This window comes from Streptomyces sp. NPDC039430, assembly GCF_055639435.1.
In genome coordinates this window covers 746982-771531 of record NZ_JBVKAK010000001.1, presented here as the reverse complement: position 1 = coordinate 771531, position 24550 = coordinate 746982, and the positions used below count along the sequence as shown (strand labels likewise).

Sequence of the window (24550 nt, the reverse complement as noted above, 5' to 3'; positions counted from 1 at the left end):
AAAGAGACAGTCCGGAATTCGGTACCGGATGACCGCTCAGCTTTTCGTAAGTGACAGGGTTTTGTGGAGGGTTGTCAGGGGCGAGTTTCAGTCATGGCGGACACCCGCCAGTGGTGCGTCTGCGCCACAGGGGACCAATGGTGCGAAATCCGTGCCGATACCGGGGAGCCGGGCCGGTCGGGCCGGCGCCGCGCCGGGGGCGGAGGGCCATGGGCGGGGGCGGGCGGCCGGGCGCCGGCTCCGGTCACCGCGCGCCCGCCCCTCGCCGCGCCGTTCACCTCGGCAGGATGACCACCTGTGCGGCCGGATCCCGGTCGTTCGCCGCCATCAGGGCCGTACGGACCACCGTCGCCTGCTGTTCCGGCGCCTCCCGCAGCTTCCTGGGCGTGAGATGGACGACCGTGATCCCGAGCCGCTCCAGATGCTCGCGCTTGCGGACGGCCGCCGCCCACAACTCGTCCTCGTCGTCCGTCCGGTCCTCGTCCCGGCCGCCCGGCCTCGGTGCCCTGGTGTCCAGTTCGACGGCGACCGCCTGATCCGGCCAGTAGGCGTCCACGCCGCCCAGGTACGGCCCGCCGGGCAGCCGCAGATCCACGTTCCACAGCGGGTCCTGGAGCCCGTACACCCGCACCAGTTCGTACAGCCGGCCCTCGGCCAGCGTCCGCCCCTCGGCGAGCAGGGTGTCCACCGCCTCCACCACATGTCTCCGCGCCAGCAGCCCGGACTGGTTCAGCTCTCTCACCACCAGGGCCGGTTCGCAGTGGCCGGCGCGGACCGCCTCGGTCAGCAGCGCGACGACGGCGTCCGCGTCGGACAGTTCCGCCACCGCGTCGGCCAGCGCACGCCCCACGGGCGCCACCGGCATTGCGTCGATCAGCTCGGGGCACGGCAGGGAGTGGGCCCGGATCAGCCGTGCGTACCCCGTGGACCGCAGCCGACGGGTGCGCGGTACGAGCACATCGATCCGGTCCAGGGAGAGCAGCGGGGGAGTGGACGTGAAGCCGTACAGCGCCAGCGCCGCCGGCCCCGTGATCATCACCGCGCCGTACGGGGACCCGGAAGCCGCGGACCCGGACCCGGACCCGGACGTGGACGTGGACGATGGCGAGGACGCGGAGGTGGGCTGGGCCGGCACACCCCGGGAGCTCTCCGCGCTCGGCCGCCCCGCGTACAGCAGTACCGCCCGGAGCCGCTCATCGGCGGTCGGCGGCCCGGCGTGCAACAGGAAGACCCCCGGCAGCGGTTGCTGCCAGGGGCCGCCGGGCCGGCACTGGGCGGTGGCCCGGCCACCGGGGACACCGCGCTCACGCAGCTGCGCGAGCGAGAGCACACGACTCCGGGCGTCATCGGAGAGGTGGCTGAGGGGGCGGGGGGAGACCGGGGTGTTGTTGTTCATGTCCCGGTGTCTCCCCCTACTCAGGCGCCCCTCTAACCCCTGTTACCCGTTTGTCGGCAAAACCGGACAAGATCGTCCTAAAGTAAGGGCGTTCGACTGCCGATCAGGGGCCCGCCCATACGCTCATATGCCGTCAGCCCGCCGTCAGCCCGCCGTCAGCCCGCCGTCAGCCGGCCGCCGCCGTACCGCACGCCGCGTCGCACTCCTGACCGCGCAGCGCGCGCGCCAGATCGTCCGTCGCCTCCAGCACCAGCCTGCGCAGGGCGGGGGCCGCGTCCGGGTGCGTGTCCAGCCAGGCCGTCGCCGCGTCCAGGGTCCCGCGGTCTCCCTGGAGGCCCGGGAACAGCCCGCGCACCACATCCATGCCGATCTGGATCGAGCGCTCGGCCCACACCCGCTCGATCACCTCGAAGTACTTCGCGGCGTACGGCGCGAGCAACTCCCGCTGGCCCGGCTGGGAGAAACCGGCGATCGTCGCCTCGGCCAGCGCGTTCGACAGCGCGTCGGACTCGACGACCTGCGCCCATGCCTGTGCCTTGACGGCGGCCGACGGCCGGGCCGCGAGACAGCGCACCTGGTGGCGCTTGCCCGACGCCGTGTCGTCCCGGGCCAGTTCGGCGTCGATGACGGACTCGTCGGCCCGCCCGTGCGCGGCCAGCGGCCCCAGGAAGGCCCAGCGCAGCTCCTGGTCGACATCGAGACCGTCGATCTTCGCCGTGCCGTCCAGCAGCCCGCGCAGCAGCTGGAAGTCCGCGTCGGACGCGGCGACGGCGGCGAAGAAGCGGGCCCAGGTCAGCTGGTGCTCGCTTGCCGGCTCGGAGAGCCGCAGCTCGCGCAGCGCGCCCTCGGCCAGCAGCCGCCCGCCCTCCTCGCGCCACGCGCGCGCCGCGTAGTGCGTGAGCGCCGACTCGGCCCAGGCGTGCAGCATCTGGAGCACGCCGATGCTCGTCTCGCGGCCCGCGTGGGTGAGCACCAGACCGATGAAGTCCCGGGCCGGCATGAGCCCGTCGCGCGTCAGGTTCCAGAGCGCGGACCAGCACAGGGCGCGGGCGAGCGGGTCGGACAGGTCCCCGAGATGCGCGCGCAGGGTGTCGAGCGAGCCCGCGTCGAAGCGGATCTTGCAGTACGTCAGATCGTCGTCGTTGACGAGGATCAGCTCCGGCCGCTCGGCGCCCGCCAGTTCGGTGACGACCGTACGCGGCCCGGCCACATCCGTCTCGGTACGGGCGAACCGTACGAGCTCGCCCTCCGGCGTACGCCGGTAGAGCCCGATGGCGACGCGGTGCGGCCGGAGTTCCGGATGCGACTCCGCCGCGTCCTGCACCACGGCCAGCTCGGTGATCCGCCCCTCGGCGTCGAAGATCACCTGTGGGGTGAGGGAGTTGAGCCCGGCGGTTTCCAGCCACGACCGGGACCAGCCCGTCAGGTCGCGCCCGGACGTCTCCTCCAGCACGGAGAGCAGATCGGCCAGCCGCGTGTTGCCGTACGCGTTCCGCTTGAAGTAGCGCCTGGCACCCTCCAGGAAGGCGTCCTGGCCGACGTACGCCACCAGTTGCTTCAGCACCGACGCGCCCTTGGCGTAGGTGATGCCGTCGAAGTTCAGCTTGGCGTCCTCCAGATCACGGATGTCGGCCGTGATCGGATGGGTGGACGGCAGCTGGTCCGCGCGGTACGCCCACGCCTTGCGGTTGTTGGCGAAGGTCGTCCAGGCGTGGGTGAAGCGGGTCGCCCCCACCTGCGCGAACGTGCCCATGAAGTCGGCGAACGACTCCTTCAGCCACAGGTCGTCCCACCACCGCATGGTCACCAGATCGCCGAACCACATGTGCGCCATCTCGTGCAGGGTGGTGTTCGCCCGGCGCTCGTACGACGCCTGGGTCACCTGGCCCCGGAAGATGTACTCCTCGCGGAACGTCACCAGACCCGGGTTCTCCATCGCGCCGAGGTTGTACTCGGGCACGAACGCCTGGTCGTACTTCCCGAACGGATACGGGTAGTCGAAGTGGTCGTGGAAGAAGTCCAGGCCCTGCTTGGTGATCAGGAAGATGTCGTCCGCGTCGAAGTGCCGGGCGAGTCCCTTGCGGCACATCGCGCCGAGCGGGATCTCCAGAACCGTGCCGTCGTCGAACGTACGGCGGTAGGAATCGGTCACATAGTGGTACGGACCGGCCAGAACCGCCGTGATGTACGTCGAGATCGGCTTCGTCTCCGCGAAGTGCCAGACCCCGTCGACGAGCGTGCCCTCGCCGTTGCTCCACGCGGTCCAGCCCTCGGGCGCGGTCACCCGGAAGCGGTACGGGGCCTTGAGGTCGGGCTGCTCGAAGTTGGCGAAGACGCGGCGCGCGTCGGCCGGCTCGTACTGCGTGTAGAGATAGACCTCGCCGTCCTCCGGGTCGACGAAGCGGTGCATGCCCTCGCCGGTGCGGCTGTACGCGCACCGCGCGTCCACCACCAGTACGTTCTCCGCCAGCAGGCCGTCCAGCGCGATCCGCGAGCCGTCGAAGACGGTGGCCGGGTCCAGCTCCGTCCCGTTCAGCGTCACGGCGGTCACGCCCGGGGCGATCAGATCGGCGAAGGTGGCGGCCCCCGGCTCGGCGCAGCGGAACCGGATCGTCGTCACGGAGCGGAAGGTACGCGGCGGGCTGTCCGGTGCCTCTCCGCCCGGTGCCTCCGCGCCCGGTTCGCCCGGGCCCGGCACCTCGCCGACCGCCGAGCGCAGGTCGAGGTCCACCTCGTACCCGTCTACGGTCAGCAGGTCGGCCCGCTCGCGGGCCTCTTCGCGGGACAGGTTCTCACCGGGCACGGTCACTCCTTTGTGGCTCGCCTTCGTGGCTCGTCCGAAACAGCGACGATCCTTGCACGCGTCACCGACGCGCCGCACACGGGAATGCTCCCGGCGGCCCGTGGCGTTCCTGTTGCCAGGTGCGTCCGCAGCCGTTTCATGAGGAGAGACATGTCCGAGAAGACCCCCGTCGACTTCTGGTTCGACCCGCTGTGCCCCTGGGCCTGGATGACCTCCCGCTGGGTCCTCGAAGTGGAGAAGGTCCGCGATATCGAGGTCCGCTGGCATGTGATGAGCCTGGCCGTCCTCAATGAGGACAAGGACATCCCCGAGGAGTACCGCGAGGGCCTCGCGAAGGCCTGGGCCCCGGTCCGTGTGGTCATCGCCGCCCAGCAGAAGCACGGTGACAAGGTCGTGGGACCGCTGTACACCGCGCTCGGCACCCGTATCCACAACCAGGGCGAGGGTGCGACCCGCGAGGCGATCGCCGCCGCCCTGGCGGACGTGGACCTGCCCGCCGATCTGATCGACTACGCCGATACCGACACCTATGACAAGGAGCTGCGCGCCTCCCACAAGGAGGGCATCGACAAGGTCGGCCAGGAGGTCGGCACGCCGGTCATCGCCGTCCCCGGCGCGGACGGCGAGCAGATCGCCTTCTTCGGCCCGGTCGTCACCCCGGCCCCCAAGGGCGAGGAGGCCGCGAAGCTCTGGGACGGCACGCTGATGGTCGCGTCGATCCCGGGCTTCTACGAGATCAAGAGGACGAGGACGCAGGGCCCCGTCTTCGACTGACCTTTGTCTGTCATTGCCAGCTGCCCGTTGTCACAGAAGGACCCCCGCGAGTCACGTCCTCGCGGGGGTCCTTCCTCATTCCGCCCGCACGTGAAAGGTGAGAAGACGATCACGAGCAGGACGCGTACGCCCGTGGGCCGGGCCCGCCGGCCCGCCGGGGCTACGGGGCGAGCAGCAGGTTGTTGGCGCGCTCCTTGGCTGCCGCGTAACGCTTCGCCACGTCCTGCCAGTTGACGACGCGCCACATGGCCTCGATGAAGTCCACCTTCTGGTTCTTGTACTGGAGGTAGAAGGCGTGCTCCCAGGCGTCGAAGACCAGGACGGGCACCGAGCCCTGGCCGACATTGCCCTGGTGGTCGTAGACCTGCTCGACGATCAGCCGGCCGCTGACCGGCTCGTACGCGAGCACGCCCCAGCCCGAACCCTGGGTGGTCGCGGCGGCCTTGGTCAGCTGGGACTTGAAGCCGGCGAAGGAGCCGAAGGACTCGGCGATCGCGTCCGCCAGGTCGCCGACGCCGTCCGCGGCGAGCGGCTCGCCGCCCCCGTCACCGGTCATGTTGTGCCAGTAGATCGAGTGGAGGATATGGCCGGAGAGATGGAACGCGAGGCTCTTCTCCAGCCCGTTGACCGCTCCCCAGGACTCCTTGTCGCGCGCCTCCGCGAGCTGATCGAGGGTGTCGTTGGCGCCCTTGACGTAGGCCGCGTGGTGCTTGTCGTGGTGCAGCTCGATGATCTGCGGATTGATGACCGGTTCGAGCGCCGCGTAGTCGTACGGAAGTTCAGGAAGCGTGTATACCGCCATGGTCAAACCCTCCGGCCTCTTATTGCACATCCTATGCAAGTGCACGCTAACAGCAACATGGCCGGGTGCTGATCAGCCCGTGGTCCTAGGTCCTCCGTGCCGTCCGGGCCGCACCCGTGCCGCGGCGCGCGACGTCCGGAGCGGCACTTTGTGCCATCTCCGACAACGCGCCGACGTCCCCTTTGTGGGCGACTGACGGTGATGCGGCGCGGGGCCGTCGGCTACCGTCGGGCTGTTCGACACCTGACACAGAAGCCCGTAACCCGACGTCGGAAGACCGGCGCCCCACGACCGCGGAGACCCCATGAGCACTGCTGCCGCCGCCCCCCGTACCGGAGCGGTACTCGCCGATCTGCTCCCCGCCACCCGCACCCGGGACATCGCCCTGGTCGTCGGGGGAGCGGTGCTCACCGGAGTGGCGGCGCAGATAGCCGTCCCGGTCCCGGGCTCCCCCGTACCGGTCACCGGCCAGACCTTCGCCGCGCTGCTCGTCGGGACCGCCCTGGGCGCCCGCCGCGGCTTCCTCTCCCTCGCGCTCTACGCCGTGGTCGGCATGGCCGGGATGCCGTGGTTCGCGGAGGGCCGCTCGGGTCTGGGCTTCGCCTCCTTCGGCTATGTCCTCGGCATGCTGCTCGCCGCCACGGTGGTGGGCGCGCTGGCCCGCCGCGGCGGCGACCGCTCCGTACCGCGTACGGCCGGGACGATGGTGCTCGGCTCGGCGCTCATCTACGCGGTGGGCGTGCCCTACCTGGCGCTGTACACCGGCATGTCACTGAGTGCCGCCGTCAGCGCCGGTCTGGTGCCCTTCCTGCTCGGGGACGCGCTCAAGGCGGCCCTGGCGATGGGCGCGCTGCCCGCCGCGTGGAAGCTCGCCGGCCGCCGCGGCTGATATCCCCCGGAGCGGCCGGGGCGCCCCGGAGCGGCGTCACGCGCGGAGGTAGGCGAGGACGGCGAGGACGCGGCGGTGCCCCTGGCCGTCGAGGCGGAGTTCGAGTTTCTGCAGGATGCCGCTGACGTGTTTGTTCACCGCCGCTTCGGTGACGTACAGCTCGCGGGCGATATCGGCGTTGGCGTGGCCCTCGGCCATGAGGGCGAGGACTTCGCGTTCCCGTGGGGTGAGCCGTCGCAAGGGGTCGTGGCGGCGGTTCAGGAGCTGGCGTACCACCTCGGGGTCCACCACCGTCGCACCGGCGGCGACATGGGTGACCGCGTCGACGAACTCGGTGACGGCGCTCACGCGGTCCTTGAGGAGATAGCCGACGCCGCTGTCACCGCCGAGGTCGAGCAGGTGGGCGGCGTAGGACTGCTCGATGTACTGACTGAGGACCAGGACCGGCAGGGTGGGGCTCTCGCGGCGCAGGGCGATGGCGGCGCGCAGGCCGTCGTCGGTGTTGTCCGGTGGCATGCGGACGTCGGTGACGACGATGTCGGGGCCGAGTTCCCGGACCGCGGTGAGCAGGGCGTCCGCGTCGCCGACAGCGGCGAGCACCTGATGGCCGAAGCGGGTGAGCACGCCGACCAGGCCGTCCCGCATCAGCGGGGAGTCCTCGGCGAGTACCACGGTCAGCGGCATGGCAGCTCCACGTGCAGGAGTGTGGGTCCGCCGCGCGGGCTGGATATACGGAGTCTGCCGTCGGCGGCGGCGACGCGGTCGGCGAGGCCGGTCAGGCCGGTGCCCGCCTCCGGGTCGGCGCCGCCGGCGCCGTTGTCGCTGATGGACAGGGTGAGCACGTCGGTGTGCAGCCGGGCGTGCACCCGGGCCCGGGTCGCGTGGCCGTGTTTGGCGGCGTTGGTCAGGGCTTCGGCGATCACGAAGTACGCCGTGGTCTCCACGGAGACCGGCACACGGCGGGGAAGGCGGATGTCGGCCGTGACGGGCAGGGCGGAGCGGGCGGCGAGGTTCTCGACCGCCGCCGTCAGACCGTGGTCGGTGAGGGCCTTGGGGTGGACGCCGCGACTCAGCTCGCGCAACTCGTCGACAGCGAGGGTGACTTGCTCCTGGGCATCGCCGAGCTGCCCGGCCAGGGAGGAGCCTGGCTCGGCATCGAGGCGGGCCAGACCGAGCATCACATTGAGGGAGACGAGCCGCTGCTGCGCCCCATCGTGCAGATCCCGCTCGATCCGGCGTCGCTCCGCGTCGAAGGCGTCGACCAGACGCGCTCTGGAGGCTCGTACGTCGGTCAGCCGGCGCCCCAGTTCGCTGTCCCGGGGCGCCAGCATGAGACGGGTGACCGCGGCCCTCGCACCGGCCCAGGCGGTGATGGTGTACGGCGCCGCGGGCAGCAGACACAGGCCGACGATCAGCAAGGGCCAGGCACCGGGATCGTCGGCCGGCGACACCATCACCAGCACGGGGACCCCCAGGGCGAAACCCAGGACGAGGAAGTCCATCCACCACAGCGCGGTCAACGACACCGCGGTGAAGCCGAGTTCGCGCCAGGTCGCCGGCTCCCGCAGCCGCGTGTACAGCCAGCCGCGCGGCCCCGCCCGCTCGGGGGCCCGGTGGGGGTCCGGCACCGGGTCCAGGTCCACGAGGCGCAGGCGCCACCGCTCGAAGCGGGTGACGACGATGCCGGACAGCGCGACGCCGAGCAGGAGCACCGCCCCCACGGCCACGATCAGCGAAACGACGCCCGCGACCAGCATGACCACCAGGACGGTCGTGGTGACGGCGCCGAAGACGACCCCGGACAGCAGATAGGCGAACGCCCGCCAGGGCCAGCTGGAGCCGAGCACTTTCAGTGGGGTCTGGGCCAGGGCCTGCCACGCGGTTCGGTGTCGCACGCGCCGACCGTACCGGGGCAGGGATCTCGAAGCGGTAGTGCGGGCACTACCTTCGGACTCCCGTGTACGCCAATGCCCCGTTGGGGGCCGGCCCGGTGCACTGGGCCCCATGAAAATGTCCACCGTCCCCGCCGCACGCGCCGTCCCCGCCGCACGCGCCGCCCGGTCCGTAGCCCGTCGCGGACCGGCCGCCCTGGTGGCCGCGCTCGGCATCGCGGTCACGTTGTCCGCCGCGCCCGCGCTCGCCACGCCCGCACCCGGCGCGAGACCCGCCGCCACCTTGGATCCGCTTGCCATCGACCGTTACGTACGGGACTACATGGAGCAGACGGACCTGCCGGGCGCGGTGGTCGCCGTGACCAAGGGCGACCGGGTCGTACACACCGCCGGTTACGGGCACACCGCGTCCGGGCAGGCCATGACCGCGCGGACGCGCGTACCGGTGGCGTCGCTGTCGAAGTCCATGACCGCGCTCGCCGTCATGCGGCTCGTCGAGACGGGCAGGGTCGACCTCGACCGGCCCGTGCACCGCTATCTGCCGGAGTTCACCATGGCCGACCGGCGCGCCGAAAGGATCACCGTCCGGCAGTTGCTGACCCAGACCTCCGGCATGGCCGACTCCGCCTACCCCGATCTCAGGCGTGCCCAGCCGCGGACCCTCAAGGAGGCGGTCGCCGCGATGCGCGAGGCGCGCCTGGCCGCCGACCCCGGCACCAGGAACAGCTACCACAACCCCAACTACTTCGTCGCGGCCCGTCTGGCCGAGGTCGTCAGCGGCCGGCCCTTCGCCGACTACCTGTCCGCGGAGATCTTCCAGCCGCTGCGCATGACGCGCACCACCTCCGTCGGCACCACCGACGACATGCCCGATGGCGCCCGCGGCTACGTCCGCGCGTACGGCTCGGTGTTCTCCCGTCCCCATCCCCGCTGGTTCACCGCGGGCGGCCACGGTGTCGTCACCACGGCCGACGACCTCTCGCGGTGGCTGATCGCCCAGAACAACCAGGGCGTGTCCGCCGACGGCCGACGCGTCGCCTCCGCACGCACCATCGATCTCACGCACACACCGCCCACCTCACCGCCGGACAGCCACTACGCGATGGGCTGGTCAAAGAGCACGCGGGACGGCGAACTCAGGCAGATCCAGCACACCGGCCAGTTGCTCACCCACAACTCGATCGCCACCCTGCTGCCCGACAGCGGGATCGGTATCGCGGTCGTCACCAATACCGGCATGATCTCCGGAGACGACGCGCCCCAGCTCTCGGACGGCCTCGTCGACCTCGCCCGGGGCGAGAGCCCCGAGGTGGCCGAGCCGTTCTCCATGACGGCCGACTGGGTCCTCGCGGCTCTCACCCTGCTGGCGACGGGCCTCGGCGTCCGTGGCGTGCTGCGAGCCCGCCGGTGGGCCCGGCGCACCGCGGGGCGAGCGTGGTGGCGAGTGGCGCGGCTGCTGCCGTACGCACTTCCCCTTCTCTTCCTCACGCGACTCGCCGGGCTCTTCGGCCTGTTGATGAACCGCTCGGGAACCCTGGCCCAGGTCGCCTACGCCTGGCCCGCCCTTGTCATCTGGACGGCCGTGACCGCCCTCGCCTCGACCGCGGTGCTCGCCGCACGGGTGCTCGGGGCCTTCCGCCTCAGCCGCCTCAGCCGCCTCAGCCGCCTCAGTCGTCTGCCCGTGCCGCCGCCTTCTCCCGCCGCCCACGGGCGTCCTTGACCAGCGCGATCGCCACCACGAGCGCCGCCACCAGCAGCGACAGCAGCACCTGCTCGCGCGCCGCGTCGTCGGTGAGCATGTAGACCAGCACGAACGAGATCATCGCGATCGTCGCCCAGGTCAGATACGGGAAGAGCCACATCCGTACGACCAGCTTCTCCGGCTCCTCGCGCAGGATGATCCCGCGCATCCTCAGCTGTGTGAAACAGATGACCAGCCAGACGAACAGCGCCACCGCGCCGGACGAGTTGAGCAGGAACGCGAAGACCGAGTCGGGCCACTGGTAGTTGAAGAAGACGGCGACGAACCCGAAGAGGACGGATGACAGGATCGCGGCCGTGGGGACACCGCGCGCGTTCGTCCGGGCGAACGCCTTGGGCGCGTCCCCGCGCAGGCCGAGCGAGAAGGCCATGCGGGACGCCGTGTAGAGACCGGAGTTCAGACAGGACAGGACGGCCGTCAGCACGATGAAGTCCATCACCTGCCCGGCGTGCGGGATCCCGATCGAGTTCAGCGCCGCGACGTACGAGCCGTCCTTGACGATCGACGGATCGTTCCAGGGCAGCAGCGTCAGCACGACGAAGATGGACCCCAGGTAGAAGACGGCGATCCGCCAGATCACGCTGTTGGTCGCCTTGGCGACGGCCCGCTGCGGGTCCGAGGACTCCCCGGCGGCGAGCGTGACGATCTCGCTTCCCATGAAGGAGAAGACGACCATCAGCACACCGGTCAGGATCGCGCCGGCCCCATTGGGCAGGAATCCACCGGTGTCCGAGAGATGCGAGAGACCCGCGCCCGGATTGTCGGACCCCGGCAGCAGGCCGAAGACGGCGAGCAGACCGACGACGACGAACGCCCCGATCGCCACGACCTTGATGCCGGCGAACCAGAACTCGAACTCACCGTACGAGGCGACCGACGCGAGGTTCGTGGCGGTCAGTACGACCATCACGATCAGCGCCCACGCCCACTGCGGCACCGCCGGTATCCAGCCCTCCAGGATCTGGGCGCCCGCGGTCGCCTCGACCGCCAGCACCACCACCCAGAAGAACCAGTAGAGCCAGCCGATCGAGAACCCGGCCCAGCGGCCGAGCGCCTGGTCCGCGTAGGCGGAGAAGGATCCGGAGCTGGGCCGCGCCGCGGCCATCTCGCCGAGCATGCGCATCACGAGCACGACCATCAGGCCGACCAGCGCGTACGACAGCAGGATGCCGGGGCCCGCGGCGGCGATACCGGAGGCGGAGCCGACGAACAGCCCGGCGCCGATCACGCCGCCGATCGCGATCATGGACAGATGACGGTTCTTGAGACCGGCTTTCAGGCCGTCGGAGGACTGCGGATTCCCAGGTTCACTGGGAGTTCCGCCTTCCTTCGTGGGGGACGGCAGGGAGGTCATGCGGCAATCCTTACGTCTACGGTCCACTCAAGTAATGAGTCCCGGCATTCAAGCGCCCGGCCACCCGATGTTGGAAGTGGCGACTCCGTTTCGTTACCCGGGGGGCGGGCGCCGACGCCCGGGTTACCGGAGCGTTGATCCCGCTGACCGCTACCCAGCGGAGCGCGAGCCACACCCCGCGTGCCACACTTCGCCCCATGCGCGTGTATCTCGGTTCCGACCATGCCGGCTACGAACTCAAGAACCACCTCGTCGAGTGGCTCACGGCCCACGGCCACGAGCCCGTCGACTGCGGACCCCACGTCTACGACGCCGAGGACGACTATCCGCCGTTCTGCCTGCGCGCCGCGGAGCGCACGGCGGCGGACCCGGACAGCCTCGGCGTGGTGATCGGCGGCTCCGGCAACGGCGAGCAGATCGCCGCGAACAAGGTCAAGGGCGTCCGCGCCGTCCTCGCCTGGAGCGAGCAGACCGCGGCTCTCGGACGCGAGCACAACGACGCCAACGTCATCTCCGTCGGCGGCCGGATGCACACGCGGGACGAGGCGACGAAGTTCGTCGAGGTCTTCCTCGCCACCCCGTACTCGGGCCTGGAGCGTCACGCGCGCCGTATCAAGATGCTCACCGACTACGAGTCGACCCACGAGCTGCCGCCCGTCCCGGCCCACCACCCGCGCCAGGACTGAGCGGACCCCGGTCCGCCAGGTCTCACCATGTGCCGCCGGGCCCGCCCCGGCGGCACAGCCATGCCACGGCGCACGGCTCGTCCGTACACCAGGCACGGCCCGTCCGTACACCGAGGACGATTCACCTCACTCGTCACTCTTCACTCGTCACTCGTCACAGAGGAGTCCCCGTGCCCGAGGGGCATACGATCCACCGCCTCGCCGAGGACCACCTCGACCGCTTCGGCGGCCGGCCCGCCCGGGTCAGCAGTCCCCAGGGCAAGTTCTCCGACAGCGCGGCGCTCCTCGACGGCCGGGTCCTCGACGCCGTCGACGCCCACGGCAAGCATCTCTTCCTCGGCTTCGGCGGCCAGGGCTGGGTCCACATCCACCTCGGCCTGTTCGGCAAGGTCGCCTTCGGCGACGCGCCCGCCCCGCCGCCCACCGACACGGTCAGGCTGCGGCTCGCCTCCGACACGGCGTACATGGATCTGCGCGGCCCCACCACCTGCGCCCTGATCACCGTCCCCGAGAAGGAGGCGATACACGACCGCCTCGGCCCGGACCCGCTGCGCCGCGCGGACGACGGCGAGAAGGCGTGGGCGCGGATCTCCCGGTCCCGTACGACCGTCGCCGCCCTGCTCATGGACCAGAAGGTGATCGCGGGCGTCGGCAACGTCTACCGCGCCGAGGTCCTCTTCCGGCACGGCATCGACCCGTACCGCGCGGGCAAGGACCTCACCCGCCGCGAGTGGGACGCGATCTGGGCGGATCTGGTGGGGCTGATGCGGGAAGGGGTACGGAACAACCGGATCGACACCGTCCGCCCCGAGCACACCCCCGAGGCGATGGGCCGCCCGCCGCGCGTCGACGATCACGGCGGCGAGGTGTACGTCTACCGCAGGGCCCGGATGCCCTGCCTGCTGTGCGGCGGCGAGATCCGCACCGCTGCCCTCGCCGCCCGCAACCTGTTCTGGTGTCCGGGCTGCCAGCAGCGCTGAACACCCGTTCCCCGGGCCCCGCGGCCGCTCCGGCTCAGAAGCCGTGGGGCAGCCAGGGCGCGATCTCCGACGAGAACGCGGCCGACGCCTCGCTCAGCGCGCCGGACCGTATCTCCCGTACCCGCCCGGCGCGCGCCAGCGCGGACAGCGAGACGCCGCCCAGATACGCGGCGCTCAACTCGTTGACGGACAGCGTCAGATCGGCCTGATCGGCGGTGCGCTCGCAGGACGCGCCCTTGGGGTCGCCCGACAGCCGCCAACGCCCCTCGTTCCAGGGGCAGAACGCGTCCGTCACCTCCAGCACCACATCCACCGGCGTCCGGTACGTACGGGCCTCCAGCGCGGCCCCGACCTCCACCGGCCGCAGATACAGCGAGTCCCGCCGCCGCACCTGGCACCGCCGGATGTCGGAGACCAGGTACTGGAACGGATCGTCCGCGGGCCGGTTGCCCGCCTGGACCGCCGACGTCAGATCGATCGAGAAGAGGAAGTCCCAGAGCGACGCGTACGCCACCGGGTCCAGGGCGTACAGATCCCGCAGCTCGATGGTGCCCTTGGGGCCCGCCCCGTCCCACTCCGGCTTGTTGTGGAAGAGCGTGAACCCCACCACCTCGCCGTCCCGCTCCGCCAGCACGCACTGGAGCGCCGACTTCCCGTCCCGCACCTTCCCGGCGTCGACGACCGGATGCCGCTCCCAGCCGGGCCGGCGGGCGAGCATCCCCGGCCGCCCCGCGACCTCCGCGGCGTACACCGCCTCGCACGCGTCACGTACAGCCGGGTCATCCGGTTTCACCCGACGAAGACGTACATCGCCTGATCCTTCGGGAATCGCGATCCGTACCCGGGAGGTGTCGATATCCGCCGAGAGCTGCTCGGTCGCGGCGCTGTAGCCGTACCGTCCATAGATCACCGGCTCGGAGGCCGTCAACACGGCGAGCGGTTCGCCCCACGACCTGACGTCGTCGAGCTGGCGGCGCATCATCGACCTCAGCACCCCGCGCCGGCGGTGCGTCGCCGCCACGCTGACCATGGTCACGCCCGCCGCGGGCACCTGTGCCCCGCCCGGCACCGAGAGCAGGAAGCTGAACGCGCCCGCCGTGCCCACGCACTCCTCGCCGTCCCAGACCCCGATCGAACGGTCGAACTCGGTGAGATCCCGCAGCAGGCGCGTCTCCCCGACGGTGTCCGGGACACCGCCGAACGCGAGCTCCAACGCCCCGAACCACGTGTCCCATTCGGCCGGTTCCAGTACTCGTAGGTCGATAGTCATATGCCATCAGTATCAGGGGTACGACAACGAGGCGACCCGATTTCGAACGCAATGTCACAGGGGTCCCCCTGCACGCCGGGCGGACGGATCGATAGGGTCCACAACAATGGCCGGTGTCGCGGGAGCGGAGTCGTACTCGGCCCGGATGCGCAGGAAGCTGCACCGGGTCCGCAACGGCGTGCGCAAATCCGGCGTCGACTACTTCCGCGGAGACGGCTCGGACTGGGTCGCCCTCGTCGGTCTGCTGCTCACCGTCCCGGCCATCACGCTCACCACGCTCGCCGTCCCCGTCTGGTGCGCGCCCTCCGCGCTCGTCCTCCCGATCGTGGCCGGTGGGCTGCTCCTGCGGCCCGCGAGCCTGCTCAGTCTGTACGCCGCCGCGGCCGCCGCGCTGATCGTCGAGTCGATGGTCCTCGGCCCGTATCCGGACGGCCCGGCGCGGGTCACCCCCGGCACCGTGCTCGTGGTCGCCGCCTGCGGACTCTTCGGACTGCTGATCGCCCAGTTCAGGGCGCGGGTCGGGGTGCCCTGGCGGCGCGGCGGGACGATGCTCTTCGACCTGCGCGAACGGATCAGGGTGCAGAGCGCCCTGCCCCGGCTCCCCAAGGGCTGGCACCGCGAGATGGCGCTGCGCCCGGCCGGCGGCCAGTCCTTCTCCGGCGACTTCGTGGTGGCCGCCCGTACGAACGGCGGCCGGACGCTCGAAGTCGTCCTGACCGATGTGTCGGGCAAGGGCATGGACGCGGGCTCCCGGGCCCTGCTGCTCTCGGGCGCCTTCGGCGGACTCCTCGGCTCGCTCCCGCCGCACAGCTTCCTCCCGGCGGCCAACGGCTATCTCCTCCGGCAGGACTGGGACGAGGGGTTCGCCACCTCCATCCATCTCGTCCTCGATCTGGACTCGGGGGACTTCGAGCTGCTGTCGGCGGGCCATCTGCCCGCTCTCCAGCTGCACGCGGGCAGCGGCCGCTGGGAGGAGAAGTCGGGCGAGGGCCCGCTGCTCGGGGTGTACGACGGGGCGCAGTTCGACCCGGTCAAGGGCTCGCTGCGCCCCGGCGACGTGCTGATGCTCTTCACGGACGGGCTGGTCGAGGCCCCGGGCCGCGATCTGGGCGAGGGCATCGACCGCCTCACGGGCGAGGCCGACCGCTATGTCGTCCCGGGCTTCGAGGGCGCCGCCTGGCATCTGATCGAGGCGGTCGCGAAGGACGTCAACGACGACCGCGCGCTGCTGCTGATCTGCCGCGAGCCATGACCGCGGACAGGCGCTGACGCGTCATACCAGCGGGCACCGACCCCGTACACCCGCGTACACCCGCATACGGAACTCCCCTCCGCCGTCACGGGCGGAGGGGAGTTCTGCGGGTACCGAGGGCCGTCGCGGGTGGTGGTAAGGGCATGGACGTCAGCTCGTCACCGGTGCCCCCCTGTCGCCCGGATCCCCGGCGTACGGGCGCTCGATCTCCTGGGGTCCGCTGCCGGGTCCGCTGCCGTCACCGCCCCTTCCGCCTCCGGGCAGGATCCGGGCCAGCCAGTGCGACCTGCCGGCCGCCAGCGGCCCGAGGACCGCGAGGACCAGGACATATCCGGCGATGAACGGAGCGAGCCGGCTGTCGAGGCTCGCACCCGCCGCCATCGTGGCGAGGATCAGCGCGAACTCGCCCCGGGCCAGCAGGGTCGTGGAGATGTTCGCCGCGGGCCGGGCGCCGAAACCGAAGATCCTGGCCGCCGTCAGCCCCGCCGCGACGTTCATCACCAGGGTCACCGCCACGGCGATGAGTACGGGCCAGAGGACGGTCGGCAGATCGCCCGGGTTGATCGACAGGCCGAAGGCGAAGAAGAAGATCGCGCCGAACGCGTCCCGCAGCGGGTGGACGAGCTTGCGGATCCGGGGACCCGAGGTGGTGCCGCCGAGCATCAGACCGACCATGAACGCGCCGATGGCGTCGGCGACCCCGAACCACTCGGAGACACCGGCCACGAGGACCGCCGCGCCGAGGAAGGAGATGACGAGCAGTTCGTCGTCCTTGGTGTTCATGAGCCGTCCGACGACCCTCGTACCGAACCGGGCCGCGAGCGCCAGCAGCAGCAGGAAGCCGAACGCCTTCGCACCGTCCATCACGGCGGCCGAGGCGCTGTCCGCGCCGGACAGGATGGGCTGGAGCGCGGCGAGATAGAGGGCCAGGAAGATGTCCTCGACCACGATGATGCCGAGGATCGGTTTGGTCTCCGGGTTGCCGATCCGGCCCATGTCGACCAGGACCTTGGTGACGATCGCGGACGAGGAGATGCCGAGCACACCGGCGAGCACCAGCGCCTCCGACGTCCCCCAGCCGAGCGCGAAGCCGAAGCCGAGACCGGCGCCCACGTTGAGCGCGAGATACGCGCCGCCGGCGAGGGCCATCTTCCGGCCGCCCGCCTTGAGGTCGTCCAGATGGAATTCCAGCCCGAGATAGAAGAGCAGCAGCACCAGCCCGAGGGCGGAGAGCATCTCCAGCTCGTGCGGGTCCTTGACCAGCACGATGCCGGGGGTGTGGGGGCCGAGCAGGATCCCGGCGAGGATGAACAGGGGAATAGTGGGCAGCTCGATACGGCTGCCCAGACGGGCGAGTACGGCGGCGGCGAGGAAGGCGCCGCCCATCGCTATGAGGGTCTCTGCGTGTCCGATGGGATCGTTCCTCCGTCAAGTCAAAGAAGCGTCAAGGAATCGTCAGTAATTAGTTTACCAAACGGTTTACTGAGCAACTGTGACGTGGGACGGGAGGGGGAGAAGCAAGGGGGACGTGGGGCGGGGGGAGGGGACGCGACGGGCCGACGCGGACGGCTACCGGGAAGTCCGCGCCTCCCGCCGGAACGCCCACCGCATCTCGGGCTCGGTCACGCCGCGCAGCAGCCGTCGTACCGGAGGTGTGCACAGCAGCGTCACCGCGGCGGCCGCCGTGACGGTCACCGCGACCTTCCCGGCGGGACCGGCCAGCCAGGGGTACGCGTCGAAGAGGCCGCCGTACACCGCGCCCTTGACCAGGAATCCGTGCAGCAGATAGCCGCAGATCGTGCCCGCGCCCAGGGCCGTGAACCAGGTCCTCCGGCAGGGCACCCACGCCAGGAATCCGGCGGTCAGCAGGAGTGAGCAGCCGAAGAGCGCGAACGTCATCACGGGCCCGGCCCACCAGGGGGCGTCCAGCCGCTGGGCGCTGGTGTTGTGGTAGAGCCAGCCGGGCGGCATCCGGGTGGCCGCCCAGTACGCGAAGACCAGCGCGCCCGCGAACAGCGGCACCGCCAGCAGCCGGACCTCGCGCCGCCGCACCAGCTGGAAGTGCTCGGGCTTGAGCAGCAGTCCCAGGACGAAGTACGGCGCGAACTGGAGCACGCGCTGGAGGCCGAGGTCCTCACCGATGCCCGGGGTGAGCGAGGCCAGCGAGGCGACGGCGAGCGCCACCGTCATCGGGTACCGCAGCACGCGCCAGAGCGGGGTGGTCAGCCGCCAGACGAACAACGCGGCCAGGAACCAGGTGAGATACCAGGGGTCGAGCAGGCTGATGGGCAGGTCGGGGCTGTCGTCCGTGTGCCGCTTGAACAGCGAGTACGCCACCTCGAAGACCATGTAGGGCACCGCGACCCCGGTCACCAGGCGCCTGATCTGGTGCGGGCGGCCGGTGAAACCCCGGGAGAAGTAGCCGGAGATGAGGATGAAGGCCGGCATGTGGAAGGCGTAGACGAGCAGATAGAGCGCGCGCGTCGCCCGGCTGCCGTCCATGACCGGTTCCCAGAAGTGCGCCACCGCCACGAGGACGATCGCCAGGTACTTGGCGTTGTCGAAGAACGGGTCCCGCTTGGTGGACGTCGCGTGCGGATCCACGGCCGGACCGGCGGACCGCTGCTCGGTCGGCACCGGCGTGTCGGCCACCGCGGACGATCTGGTTCCGACGGCGGGATCCGCTGTCGCGGCCGGGAGGGAACGGGGGAGCGGGGACGTCTCATACGTATGCGGCGCCTGGAACATTCGAGGCACCTTAGCGGCGCTCAAACCAATTCGTAAAACCTCCTCGACAGGTGACCCATTCGAATCTGAAACCGCCGACAACCGGGCGATATGCCCTGGTTAAGCGGGATTGATTGGGGCATATCGCCGGGATTTATGGCGCGTGACGACCCCGGTCGACGCGCTCGTCGGCCGGTCATTCGAAAGGGAGGGAATGGGTTGTGAATGACCTGTGCGTATGGAGAGGTGATGGAATCGAATTCCTGTCCACGCGCTATTCACGCGCGAACGGCCCGCGTGCGCCGCGGTCGCGCGTAACCCGGCGCGCCGGGAGCGCGATTGGCGAGATCGTGATGTCGCTGATTCGTCACCGGCCAACATCCGCGCGGAGGTTGATGGCACGATGGTCGGAGCGGGGGTGTGGCTGTGCGCGCTTCCCGGGGCTGGGCCAGGCGACCGACCGAGGGTGTGATCAGTGTGGCCATTTCGCTGTCTGTGGTGGTTCTGTTGGCGGTCATCCTTGTGGTGCTCTTCCGCGGTGGCTCACTCAAGGGAGGCCCCGCGATAGTCGCGATCCTGTTCGGCTTCTTCCTCGCCTCCACCAACATCGCCCCGTCGGTGAACAGGTTCCTCAACTCGATAGCCGAGACGGTCAACCAGATCCGCTTCTAGGGCCGCCGGCGGCCCTACCGTCACGGGCGGCGCGGACGAACGCGAACGAGCAGAGCCGGTCTCCGTGTCCTACGGAAACCGGCTCTGACCCGTACGTTCCTGCTCAAGAGCGGGCGACGGGAATCGAACCCGCGTAGCTAGTTTGGAAGACTAGGGCTCTACCATTGAGCTACGCCCGCACGCGTCGTGCCGCAGGTCATGCGGCCTCGGCACGGATCACATCGTAGCGGGTCCCGGGCGCTCGCCGCACACCGGTAAAGCGGCGGTCAAAGCACCGGTCAAAGCGGTCGGCCGCATGCTCGCGGGCATGTACCCTACGTGTCGCACCGACGGGGTGTGGCGCAGCTTGGTAGCGCGTCCGCTTTGGGAGCGGAAGGTCGTCGGTTCGAATCCGGCCACCCCGACCATTCGCACGATCGCATCGCAAGATCACATTGGGGGCTCTACCCGCTTGCGGTTACTATGCAAGCTGCGTGCCCGTGTGTCTGAAGAGTCTCTGAGGAACCGGGCCGATCCGCTGGATCGCGCCGCACCGCGGCGGACCGGCAGAACCCAAGAATCAGCCACCAAGGAGACCGAACCGTGAAGAGCGCCGTGGAGACCCTGAACCCGACTCGGGTTCGGCTCACTGTCGAGGTGCCCTTCGAGGAGCTCAAGGACAGCCTCGACGCGGCGTACAAGAAGATCAACCAGCAGGTCACGGTGAAGGGCTTCCGCAAGGGCAAGATCCCGGCCCGGGTCATCGACCAGCGGTTCGGGCGTGGTGCTGTGCTGGAGGAGGCCGTCAACGACGCCCTCCCGAAGTTCTACACCGACGCGGTCAACGAGGGTGAGCTCAATGTCCTCGGCCAGCCCGAGGTCGACATCACCGAGCTCAAGGACGGCGAGCTGCTGGCCTTCACCGCCGAGGTGGACATCCGCCCGGTCATCGAGATCCCGGACTACTCCGGTATCGAGGTCACCGTCGACTCCATCGAAGTCAGCGACGAGGACGTCGACAAGTCGCTGGAGCAGCTGCGCGACCGCTTCGCGTCCACCAACCCGGTCGAGCGCGCCGCCGCCGAGGGCGATGTCGTGACGATCGACCTGGAGGCCAAGGTCGACGGCGAGGTCCTGCCCGACGGTGTGGCCACCGGCGTGCAGTACACCATCGGCTCCGGCGAGCTGCTCGACGGCATCGACGAGGCCGTCACCGGCCTGGAGGCCGGCGGCGAGGCCACCTTCAGCTCCGAGCTGAAGGGCGGCGCCGCCGAGGGCAAGACCGCCGAGGTCACCGTCAAGGTGTCCCAGGTCGCCGCCCGTGAGCTGCCCGAGCTGGACGACGAGTTCGCGCAGATGGCGAGCGAGTTCGACACGCTCGACGAGCTGAAGGCGGACAGCCGCAAGCGCCTGGAGAGCAGCAAGCAGTACGACCAGGCCACCCAGGCCCAGGAGCGCGTCCTCGACGAGCTGCTGAAGCTGGCCGAGGTGCCGATCCCGGAGAAGCTGCTCGCGGAGGAGATCAACACCCGCAAGCACAACCTGGAGCACCACCAGCTCGGTCAGATGGGCCTCGACCTCGCGAAGTACCTGGAGATCCAGGGCAAGACCGAGGAAGAGTTCGACGCCGAGACCAAGGAGCAGGCGGAGAAGGGCATCAAGACCCAGTTCATCCTCGATGAGCTGGTCAACAAGGAGAAGCTGAACGTCAACCAGGAGGAGCTCACCGAGCACCTCATGCGGCGCGCGCAGTCCTCCGGCATGTCCCCCGACCAGTTCGCCCAGGCGGTCGTCGAGGGTGGCCAGGTGCCGATGCTCGTCGGCGAGGTCGCCCGCGGCAAGGCGCTCGCGGTGGTCGTCGAGGCCGCCAAGGTGATCGACACGAACGGTGAGATCGTCGACCTGGACGACGAGGACGACGACGAGGCCGCCGAGACGGCCGAGGCCGCCGACTCCACCGAGGCCGCCGCGGACACCGAGGCGGAAGAGAAGACCGAGGACAAGGCCGAGGAGAAGGCCGACAAGAACGAGGCCTGAGCCGCCTCGCTCCGAACGTCAGGACGGGCCCCGGACGCATCACGCGACCGGGGCCCGTCCCGTCCGCCCCGGAGCCCCGCGGGACCCGCTGGGCGCCCCGACGGCGCCGGGGGTGGCATGGGGGGCCGGGAGAGGGCCGGCGGGCCCGCTCAGGGCCGTACGGAGCCTCAACTGCCTTGCGCTCCCAGCGAACAGCCACGGAAGCGGGATGGCCCGCGCCGACCAGCGCGTTAGGGTCCATGAATACGAGGGCAGGGGAGTCTCCCGTCCCCGGTACGAAGACGCTGAGACGGCCGCAGCCGTCAGAGACGAGCAGGTGTATACGTGACGAATCTGATGCCTTACGCCGCCGGTGAGCCGTCCCTCGGTGGTGGCCTCGGCGACCAGGTCTACAGCCGGCTGCTCGGAGAGCGGATCATCTTCCTCGGCCAGCAGGTCGACGACGACATCGCCAACAAGATCACGGCGCAGCTCCTCCTCCTCGCGGCCGAACCCGAGAAGGACATCTACCTCTACATCAACAGCCCCGGTGGCTCGGTGACCGCCGGTATGGCCGTCTACGACACCATGCAGTACATCCCGAACGACGTGGTCACCATCGGTATGGGCCTCGCCGCTTCGATGGGTCAGTTCCTGCTGACCGGCGGTACCGCGGGCAAGCGCTTCGCGCTGCCGCACACCGACATCCTCATGCACCAGGGCTCCGCGGGCCTCGGCGGCACCGCCTCCGACATCAAGATCCAGGCCGAGCAGCTGCTCCGTACGAAGAAGCGCATGGCCGAGATCACCGCGCGCCACACCGGCCAGACGGAAGAGGCGATCATCCGCGACGGTGACCGCGACCGCTGGTTCACCGCCGAGGAGGCCAAGGCCTACGGCATCATCGACGAGATCATCTCCGCTGCTTCGGGTGTTCCGGGCGGCGGCGGTACCGGGGCCTGAGATCACCAGCCCCGACCAGCCGGCCCAGCCCACCGAACGCCACAGGATGGTGAACACCCACATGAACAACTACTCCGCGAGCGGCCTCTACACCGGCCCGCAGGTGGACAACCGTTACGTCGTCCCGCGCTTCGTGGAGCGCACCTCGCAGGGCGTGCGCGAGTACGACCCGTACGCGAAGCTCTTCGAGGAGCGCGTGATCTTCCTCGGGGTGCAGATCGACGACGCCTCCGCCAACGACGTCATGGCGCAGCTGCTCTGCCTGGAGTCGATGGACCCGGACCGCGACATCTCGATCTACATCAACAGCCCCGGCGGCTCGATGACGGCGCTCACCGCCATCTACGACACGATGCAGTTCGTGAAGCCGGACATCCAGACCGTGTGCATGGGCCAGGCCGCCTCCGCCGCCGCCGTACTGCTCGCCGCCGGCACCGCCGGCAAGCGGCTGGCGCTGCCGAACGCGCGCGTGCTCATCCACCAGCCGTCCAGCCAGACCGGCCGGGAGCAGCTCTCCGACCTGGAGATCGCGGCCAACGAGATCCTGCGGATGCGCGCCCAGCTCGAAGACATGCTGGCGAAGCACTCGACGACGCCGATCGAGAAGGTCCGCGACGACATCGAGCGCGACAAGATCCTGACCGCCGAGGACGCGCTCGCGTACGGCCTGGTCGACCAGATCGTGTCGACCCGCAAGACCACGGCCGCTGCGGCCGCCTGACACACCCGGCGCCCTTGGCGCGGTCGCACGACCACGTGAACCGCGCCAAGGGGGGCCCGAACGGGGGCCCGGGCAAGGTACCGTCGGATATGAGGCACAGGAGCCGCTGAACCAGGCTGCTCCCAGGCGAAGGGGAAGCACCTCGTGGCACGCATCGGTGATGGCGGCGACCTGCTCAAGTGCTCGTTCTGCGGGAAGAGCCAGAAGCAGGTGAAGAAGCTCATCGCAGGTCCCGGTGTGTACATCTGCGACGAGTGCATCGACCTCTGCAACGAGATCATCGAGGAGGAGCTCGCGGAGACCTCCGAGGTGCGGTGGGAGGAACTGCCGAAGCCTCGCGAGATCTACGAGTTCCTGGAGGGGTACGTCGTCGGGCAGGAGCCCGCGAAGAAGGCCCTCTCCGTGGCGGTCTACAACCACTACAAGCGCGTTCAGGCCGGCGAGAACGGCGGGGTGTCCGGGCGCGAGGACGCGATCGAACTCGCCAAGTCCAACATCCTCCTGCTGGGCCCGACCGGCTCCGGCAAGACCCTCCTCGCCCAGACGCTGGCGCGCATGCTGAACGTGCCGTTCGCGATCGCCGACGCCACCGCGCTCACCGAGGCCGGGTATGTGGGCGAGGACGTCGAGAACATCCTGCTGAAGCTGATCCAGGCGGCCGACTACGACGTCAAGAAGGCCGAGACCGGGATCATCTACATCGACGAGATCGACAAGGTCGCCCGCAAGAGCGAGAACCCGTCGATCACCCGTGATGTCTCCGGCGAGGGCGTCCAGCAGGCCCTGCTGAAGATCCTGGAGGGCACCACCGCCTCCGTACCGCCCCAGGGCGGCCGGAAACACCCCCACCAGGAGTTCATCCAGATCGACACGACGAACGTGCTCTTCATCGTGGGCGGCGCCTTCGCCGGCCTGGAGAAGATCATCGAGTCGCGCGCGGGAGCGAAGGGCATCGGCTTCGGCGCGACGATCCGCTCGAAGCGCGAGATCGAGGCGAGCGACCAGTTCCAGGAGGTCATGCCGGAGGACCTGGTGAAGTTCGGGATGATCCCGGAGTTCATCGGCCGTCTGCCGGTCCTCACCTCCGTCCACAACCTGGACCGCGAGGCGCTCCTCCAGATCCTCGTCGAGCCGCGCAACGCGCTGGTGAAGCAGTACCAGCGGCTCTTCGAACTCGACGGTGTGGAGCTGGACTTCGACCGCCCGTCCCTGGAGGCCATCGCCGACCAGGCGATCCTGCGCGGCACGGGCGCGCGCGGTCTGCGCGCCATCCTCGAAGAGGTGCTCCAGTCGGTGATGTACGAGGTGCCGTCCCGCAAGGACGTCGCCCGGGTCGTCATCACGGCGGAGGTCGTCCGCGACAACGTGAACCCGACGCTGGTGCCGCGCGAGCCGCGCATCGTGAAGAACGACGGCCGCCACGAGAAGTCCGCGTAGCGGTCCGCGTACGCGACACGCGGGGGCGGGGGGGGGGGGGGGGGGGGGGGGGGGAGAGGGGGGGGGGGGGGGGGGGGGGGGGGGGGGGTGAGGAGGGGGGGGGGGGGGGGGGGGGGGGGTGAGGGGGGGGGTGGGGGGGGGGGGGGGGGGGGAAAAGGGGGGGGGGGGGGCGCCT

General features: G+C 70.1%; 20 protein-coding genes and 2 tRNA genes. 12 read left to right on the top strand and 10 right to left on the bottom strand.

The genetic code is table 11. From position 1 onward, the window contains the following. Nucleotides 1-274 precede the first annotated feature (274 nt). On the bottom strand, nt 275-1396 hold the full coding sequence (locus ACZ7LS_RS03310) for a hypothetical protein (RefSeq protein WP_385136464.1): 1122 nt from the start codon (nt 1394-1396) through the stop codon (nt 275-277). 166 nt (nt 1397-1562) lie between these two features. Next, a complete protein-coding gene (pepN, locus tag ACZ7LS_RS03305; RefSeq protein WP_385136461.1) occupies nt 1563-4199 on the bottom strand; it encodes an aminopeptidase N in 2637 nt (878 codons plus the stop codon). A 150-nt stretch (nt 4200-4349) separates the two neighbouring features. Between pepN and ACZ7LS_RS03300 the strand changes: the two genes are divergently transcribed. Next, nucleotides 4350-4973 (top strand): mycothiol-dependent nitroreductase Rv2466c family protein, encoded by a 624-nt coding sequence (locus tag ACZ7LS_RS03300; RefSeq protein WP_382529750.1) that lies wholly within the window; start codon nt 4350-4352, stop codon nt 4971-4973. Between the two features lie 160 nt (nt 4974-5133). On the opposite strand, the gene ACZ7LS_RS03295 is transcribed toward ACZ7LS_RS03300, so the two are convergent. Continuing rightward, a complete protein-coding gene (locus tag ACZ7LS_RS03295) occupies nt 5134-5775 on the bottom strand; it encodes a superoxide dismutase (protein ID WP_382529752.1) in 642 nt (213 codons plus the stop codon). 304 nt (nt 5776-6079) lie between these two features. Between ACZ7LS_RS03295 and ACZ7LS_RS03290 the strand changes: the two genes are divergently transcribed. Continuing rightward, nucleotides 6080-6664, top strand: coding sequence for a biotin transporter BioY (locus tag ACZ7LS_RS03290; protein ID WP_382529755.1), 585 nt, complete (start codon nt 6080-6082; stop codon nt 6662-6664). A 36-nt stretch (nt 6665-6700) separates the two neighbouring features. Here ACZ7LS_RS03290 and ACZ7LS_RS03285 read toward each other — a convergent pair whose 3' ends face one another. Next, the gene (locus ACZ7LS_RS03285; RefSeq protein ID WP_382968133.1) at nt 6701-7348 is read right to left on the bottom strand and encodes a response regulator; all 648 of its coding nucleotides are present in this window, start codon (nt 7346-7348) and stop codon (nt 6701-6703) included. After that, entirely contained in the window at nt 7339-8559 is a 1221-nt protein-coding gene (locus ACZ7LS_RS03280; RefSeq protein WP_382968130.1) for a sensor histidine kinase, read from the bottom strand. The genes ACZ7LS_RS03285 and ACZ7LS_RS03280 overlap by 10 nt, the downstream gene beginning before the upstream one ends. A 115-nt stretch (nt 8560-8674) precedes the next feature. On the opposite strand from ACZ7LS_RS03280, the gene ACZ7LS_RS03275 reads away from it, so the two are divergent. Further along, the gene (locus tag ACZ7LS_RS03275) at nt 8675-10276 is read left to right on the top strand and encodes a serine hydrolase domain-containing protein (RefSeq protein ID WP_385136471.1); all 1602 of its coding nucleotides are present in this window, start codon (nt 8675-8677) and stop codon (nt 10274-10276) included. Here the strand turns inward: ACZ7LS_RS03275 and ACZ7LS_RS03270 are convergent. Then, nucleotides 10224-11672, bottom strand: coding sequence for an amino acid permease (locus ACZ7LS_RS03270; RefSeq protein ID WP_385136457.1), 1449 nt, complete (start codon nt 11670-11672; stop codon nt 10224-10226). The two genes, ACZ7LS_RS03275 and ACZ7LS_RS03270, sit on opposite strands and share 53 nt — an antisense overlap. Nucleotides 11673-11869: 197 nt before the next feature. Here ACZ7LS_RS03270 and ACZ7LS_RS03265 point away from each other — a divergent pair, with 197 nt between their 5' ends. After that, the gene (locus ACZ7LS_RS03265) at nt 11870-12358 is read left to right on the top strand and encodes a ribose-5-phosphate isomerase (RefSeq protein ID WP_382529769.1); all 489 of its coding nucleotides are present in this window, start codon (nt 11870-11872) and stop codon (nt 12356-12358) included. Nucleotides 12359-12528: 170 nt separating this feature from the next. Continuing rightward, the gene (locus ACZ7LS_RS03260; RefSeq protein WP_382529772.1) at nt 12529-13338 is read left to right on the top strand and encodes an Fpg/Nei family DNA glycosylase; all 810 of its coding nucleotides are present in this window, start codon (nt 12529-12531) and stop codon (nt 13336-13338) included. 34 nt (nt 13339-13372) lie between these two features. Here the strand turns inward: ACZ7LS_RS03260 and ACZ7LS_RS03255 are convergent, their stop codons facing one another. After that, entirely contained in the window at nt 13373-14608 is a 1236-nt protein-coding gene (locus tag ACZ7LS_RS03255; protein WP_385136454.1) for a GNAT family N-acetyltransferase, read from the bottom strand. Between the two features lie 106 nt (nt 14609-14714). On the opposite strand from ACZ7LS_RS03255, the gene ACZ7LS_RS03250 reads away from it, so the two are divergent. Further along, a complete protein-coding gene (locus tag ACZ7LS_RS03250; RefSeq protein WP_382529778.1) occupies nt 14715-15860 on the top strand; it encodes a PP2C family protein-serine/threonine phosphatase in 1146 nt (381 codons plus the stop codon). Nucleotides 15861-16010: 150 nt separating this feature from the next. On the opposite strand, the gene ACZ7LS_RS03245 is transcribed toward ACZ7LS_RS03250, so the two are convergent. After that, entirely contained in the window at nt 16011-17246 is a 1236-nt protein-coding gene (locus ACZ7LS_RS03245; RefSeq protein WP_382674276.1) for a cation:proton antiporter, read from the bottom strand. Between the two features lie 183 nt (nt 17247-17429). Beyond that, nucleotides 17430-18608, bottom strand: a complete 1179-nt coding sequence (locus tag ACZ7LS_RS03240; protein WP_385136451.1) for an acyltransferase family protein — start codon at nt 18606-18608, stop codon at nt 17430-17432. Nucleotides 18609-19064: 456 nt separating this feature from the next. Here ACZ7LS_RS03240 and ACZ7LS_RS03235 point away from each other — a divergent pair, with 456 nt between their 5' ends. Then, nucleotides 19065-19259 carry a hypothetical protein gene (locus ACZ7LS_RS03235; RefSeq protein WP_356508318.1) on the top strand — a complete coding sequence of 65 codons (195 nt, stop codon included), beginning with the start codon at nt 19065-19067 and terminating at the stop codon, nt 19257-19259. Nucleotides 19260-19367: 108 nt separating this feature from the next. Here ACZ7LS_RS03235 and ACZ7LS_RS03230 read toward each other — a convergent pair. Then, nucleotides 19368-19438: transfer RNA gene (locus ACZ7LS_RS03230), tRNA-Gly, on the bottom strand. 151 nt (nt 19439-19589) lie between these two features. Here ACZ7LS_RS03230 and ACZ7LS_RS03225 point away from each other — a divergent pair. From ACZ7LS_RS03225 to clpX, 5 genes are all read left to right on the top strand, one after another. Further along, nucleotides 19590-19666 (top strand) — tRNA-Pro (locus tag ACZ7LS_RS03225). Nucleotides 19667-19841: 175 nt separating this feature from the next. Beyond that, complete coding sequence (gene tig, locus ACZ7LS_RS03220; protein WP_382529785.1) at nt 19842-21275, top strand: trigger factor; 1434 nt, start codon at nt 19842-19844, stop codon at nt 21273-21275. 336 nt (nt 21276-21611) lie between these two features. Next, the gene (locus ACZ7LS_RS03215) at nt 21612-22217 is read left to right on the top strand and encodes an ATP-dependent Clp protease proteolytic subunit (protein ID WP_030352383.1); all 606 of its coding nucleotides are present in this window, start codon (nt 21612-21614) and stop codon (nt 22215-22217) included. Between the two features lie 46 nt (nt 22218-22263). Continuing rightward, complete coding sequence (locus ACZ7LS_RS03210; protein ID WP_365915721.1) at nt 22264-22938, top strand: ATP-dependent Clp protease proteolytic subunit; 675 nt, start codon at nt 22264-22266, stop codon at nt 22936-22938. 144 nt (nt 22939-23082) lie between these two features. Beyond that, nucleotides 23083-24375 carry an ATP-dependent Clp protease ATP-binding subunit ClpX gene (gene clpX, locus ACZ7LS_RS03205; protein ID WP_129771118.1) on the top strand — a complete coding sequence of 431 codons (1293 nt, stop codon included), beginning with the start codon at nt 23083-23085 and terminating at the stop codon, nt 24373-24375. Nucleotides 24376-24550 lie beyond the last annotated feature (175 nt).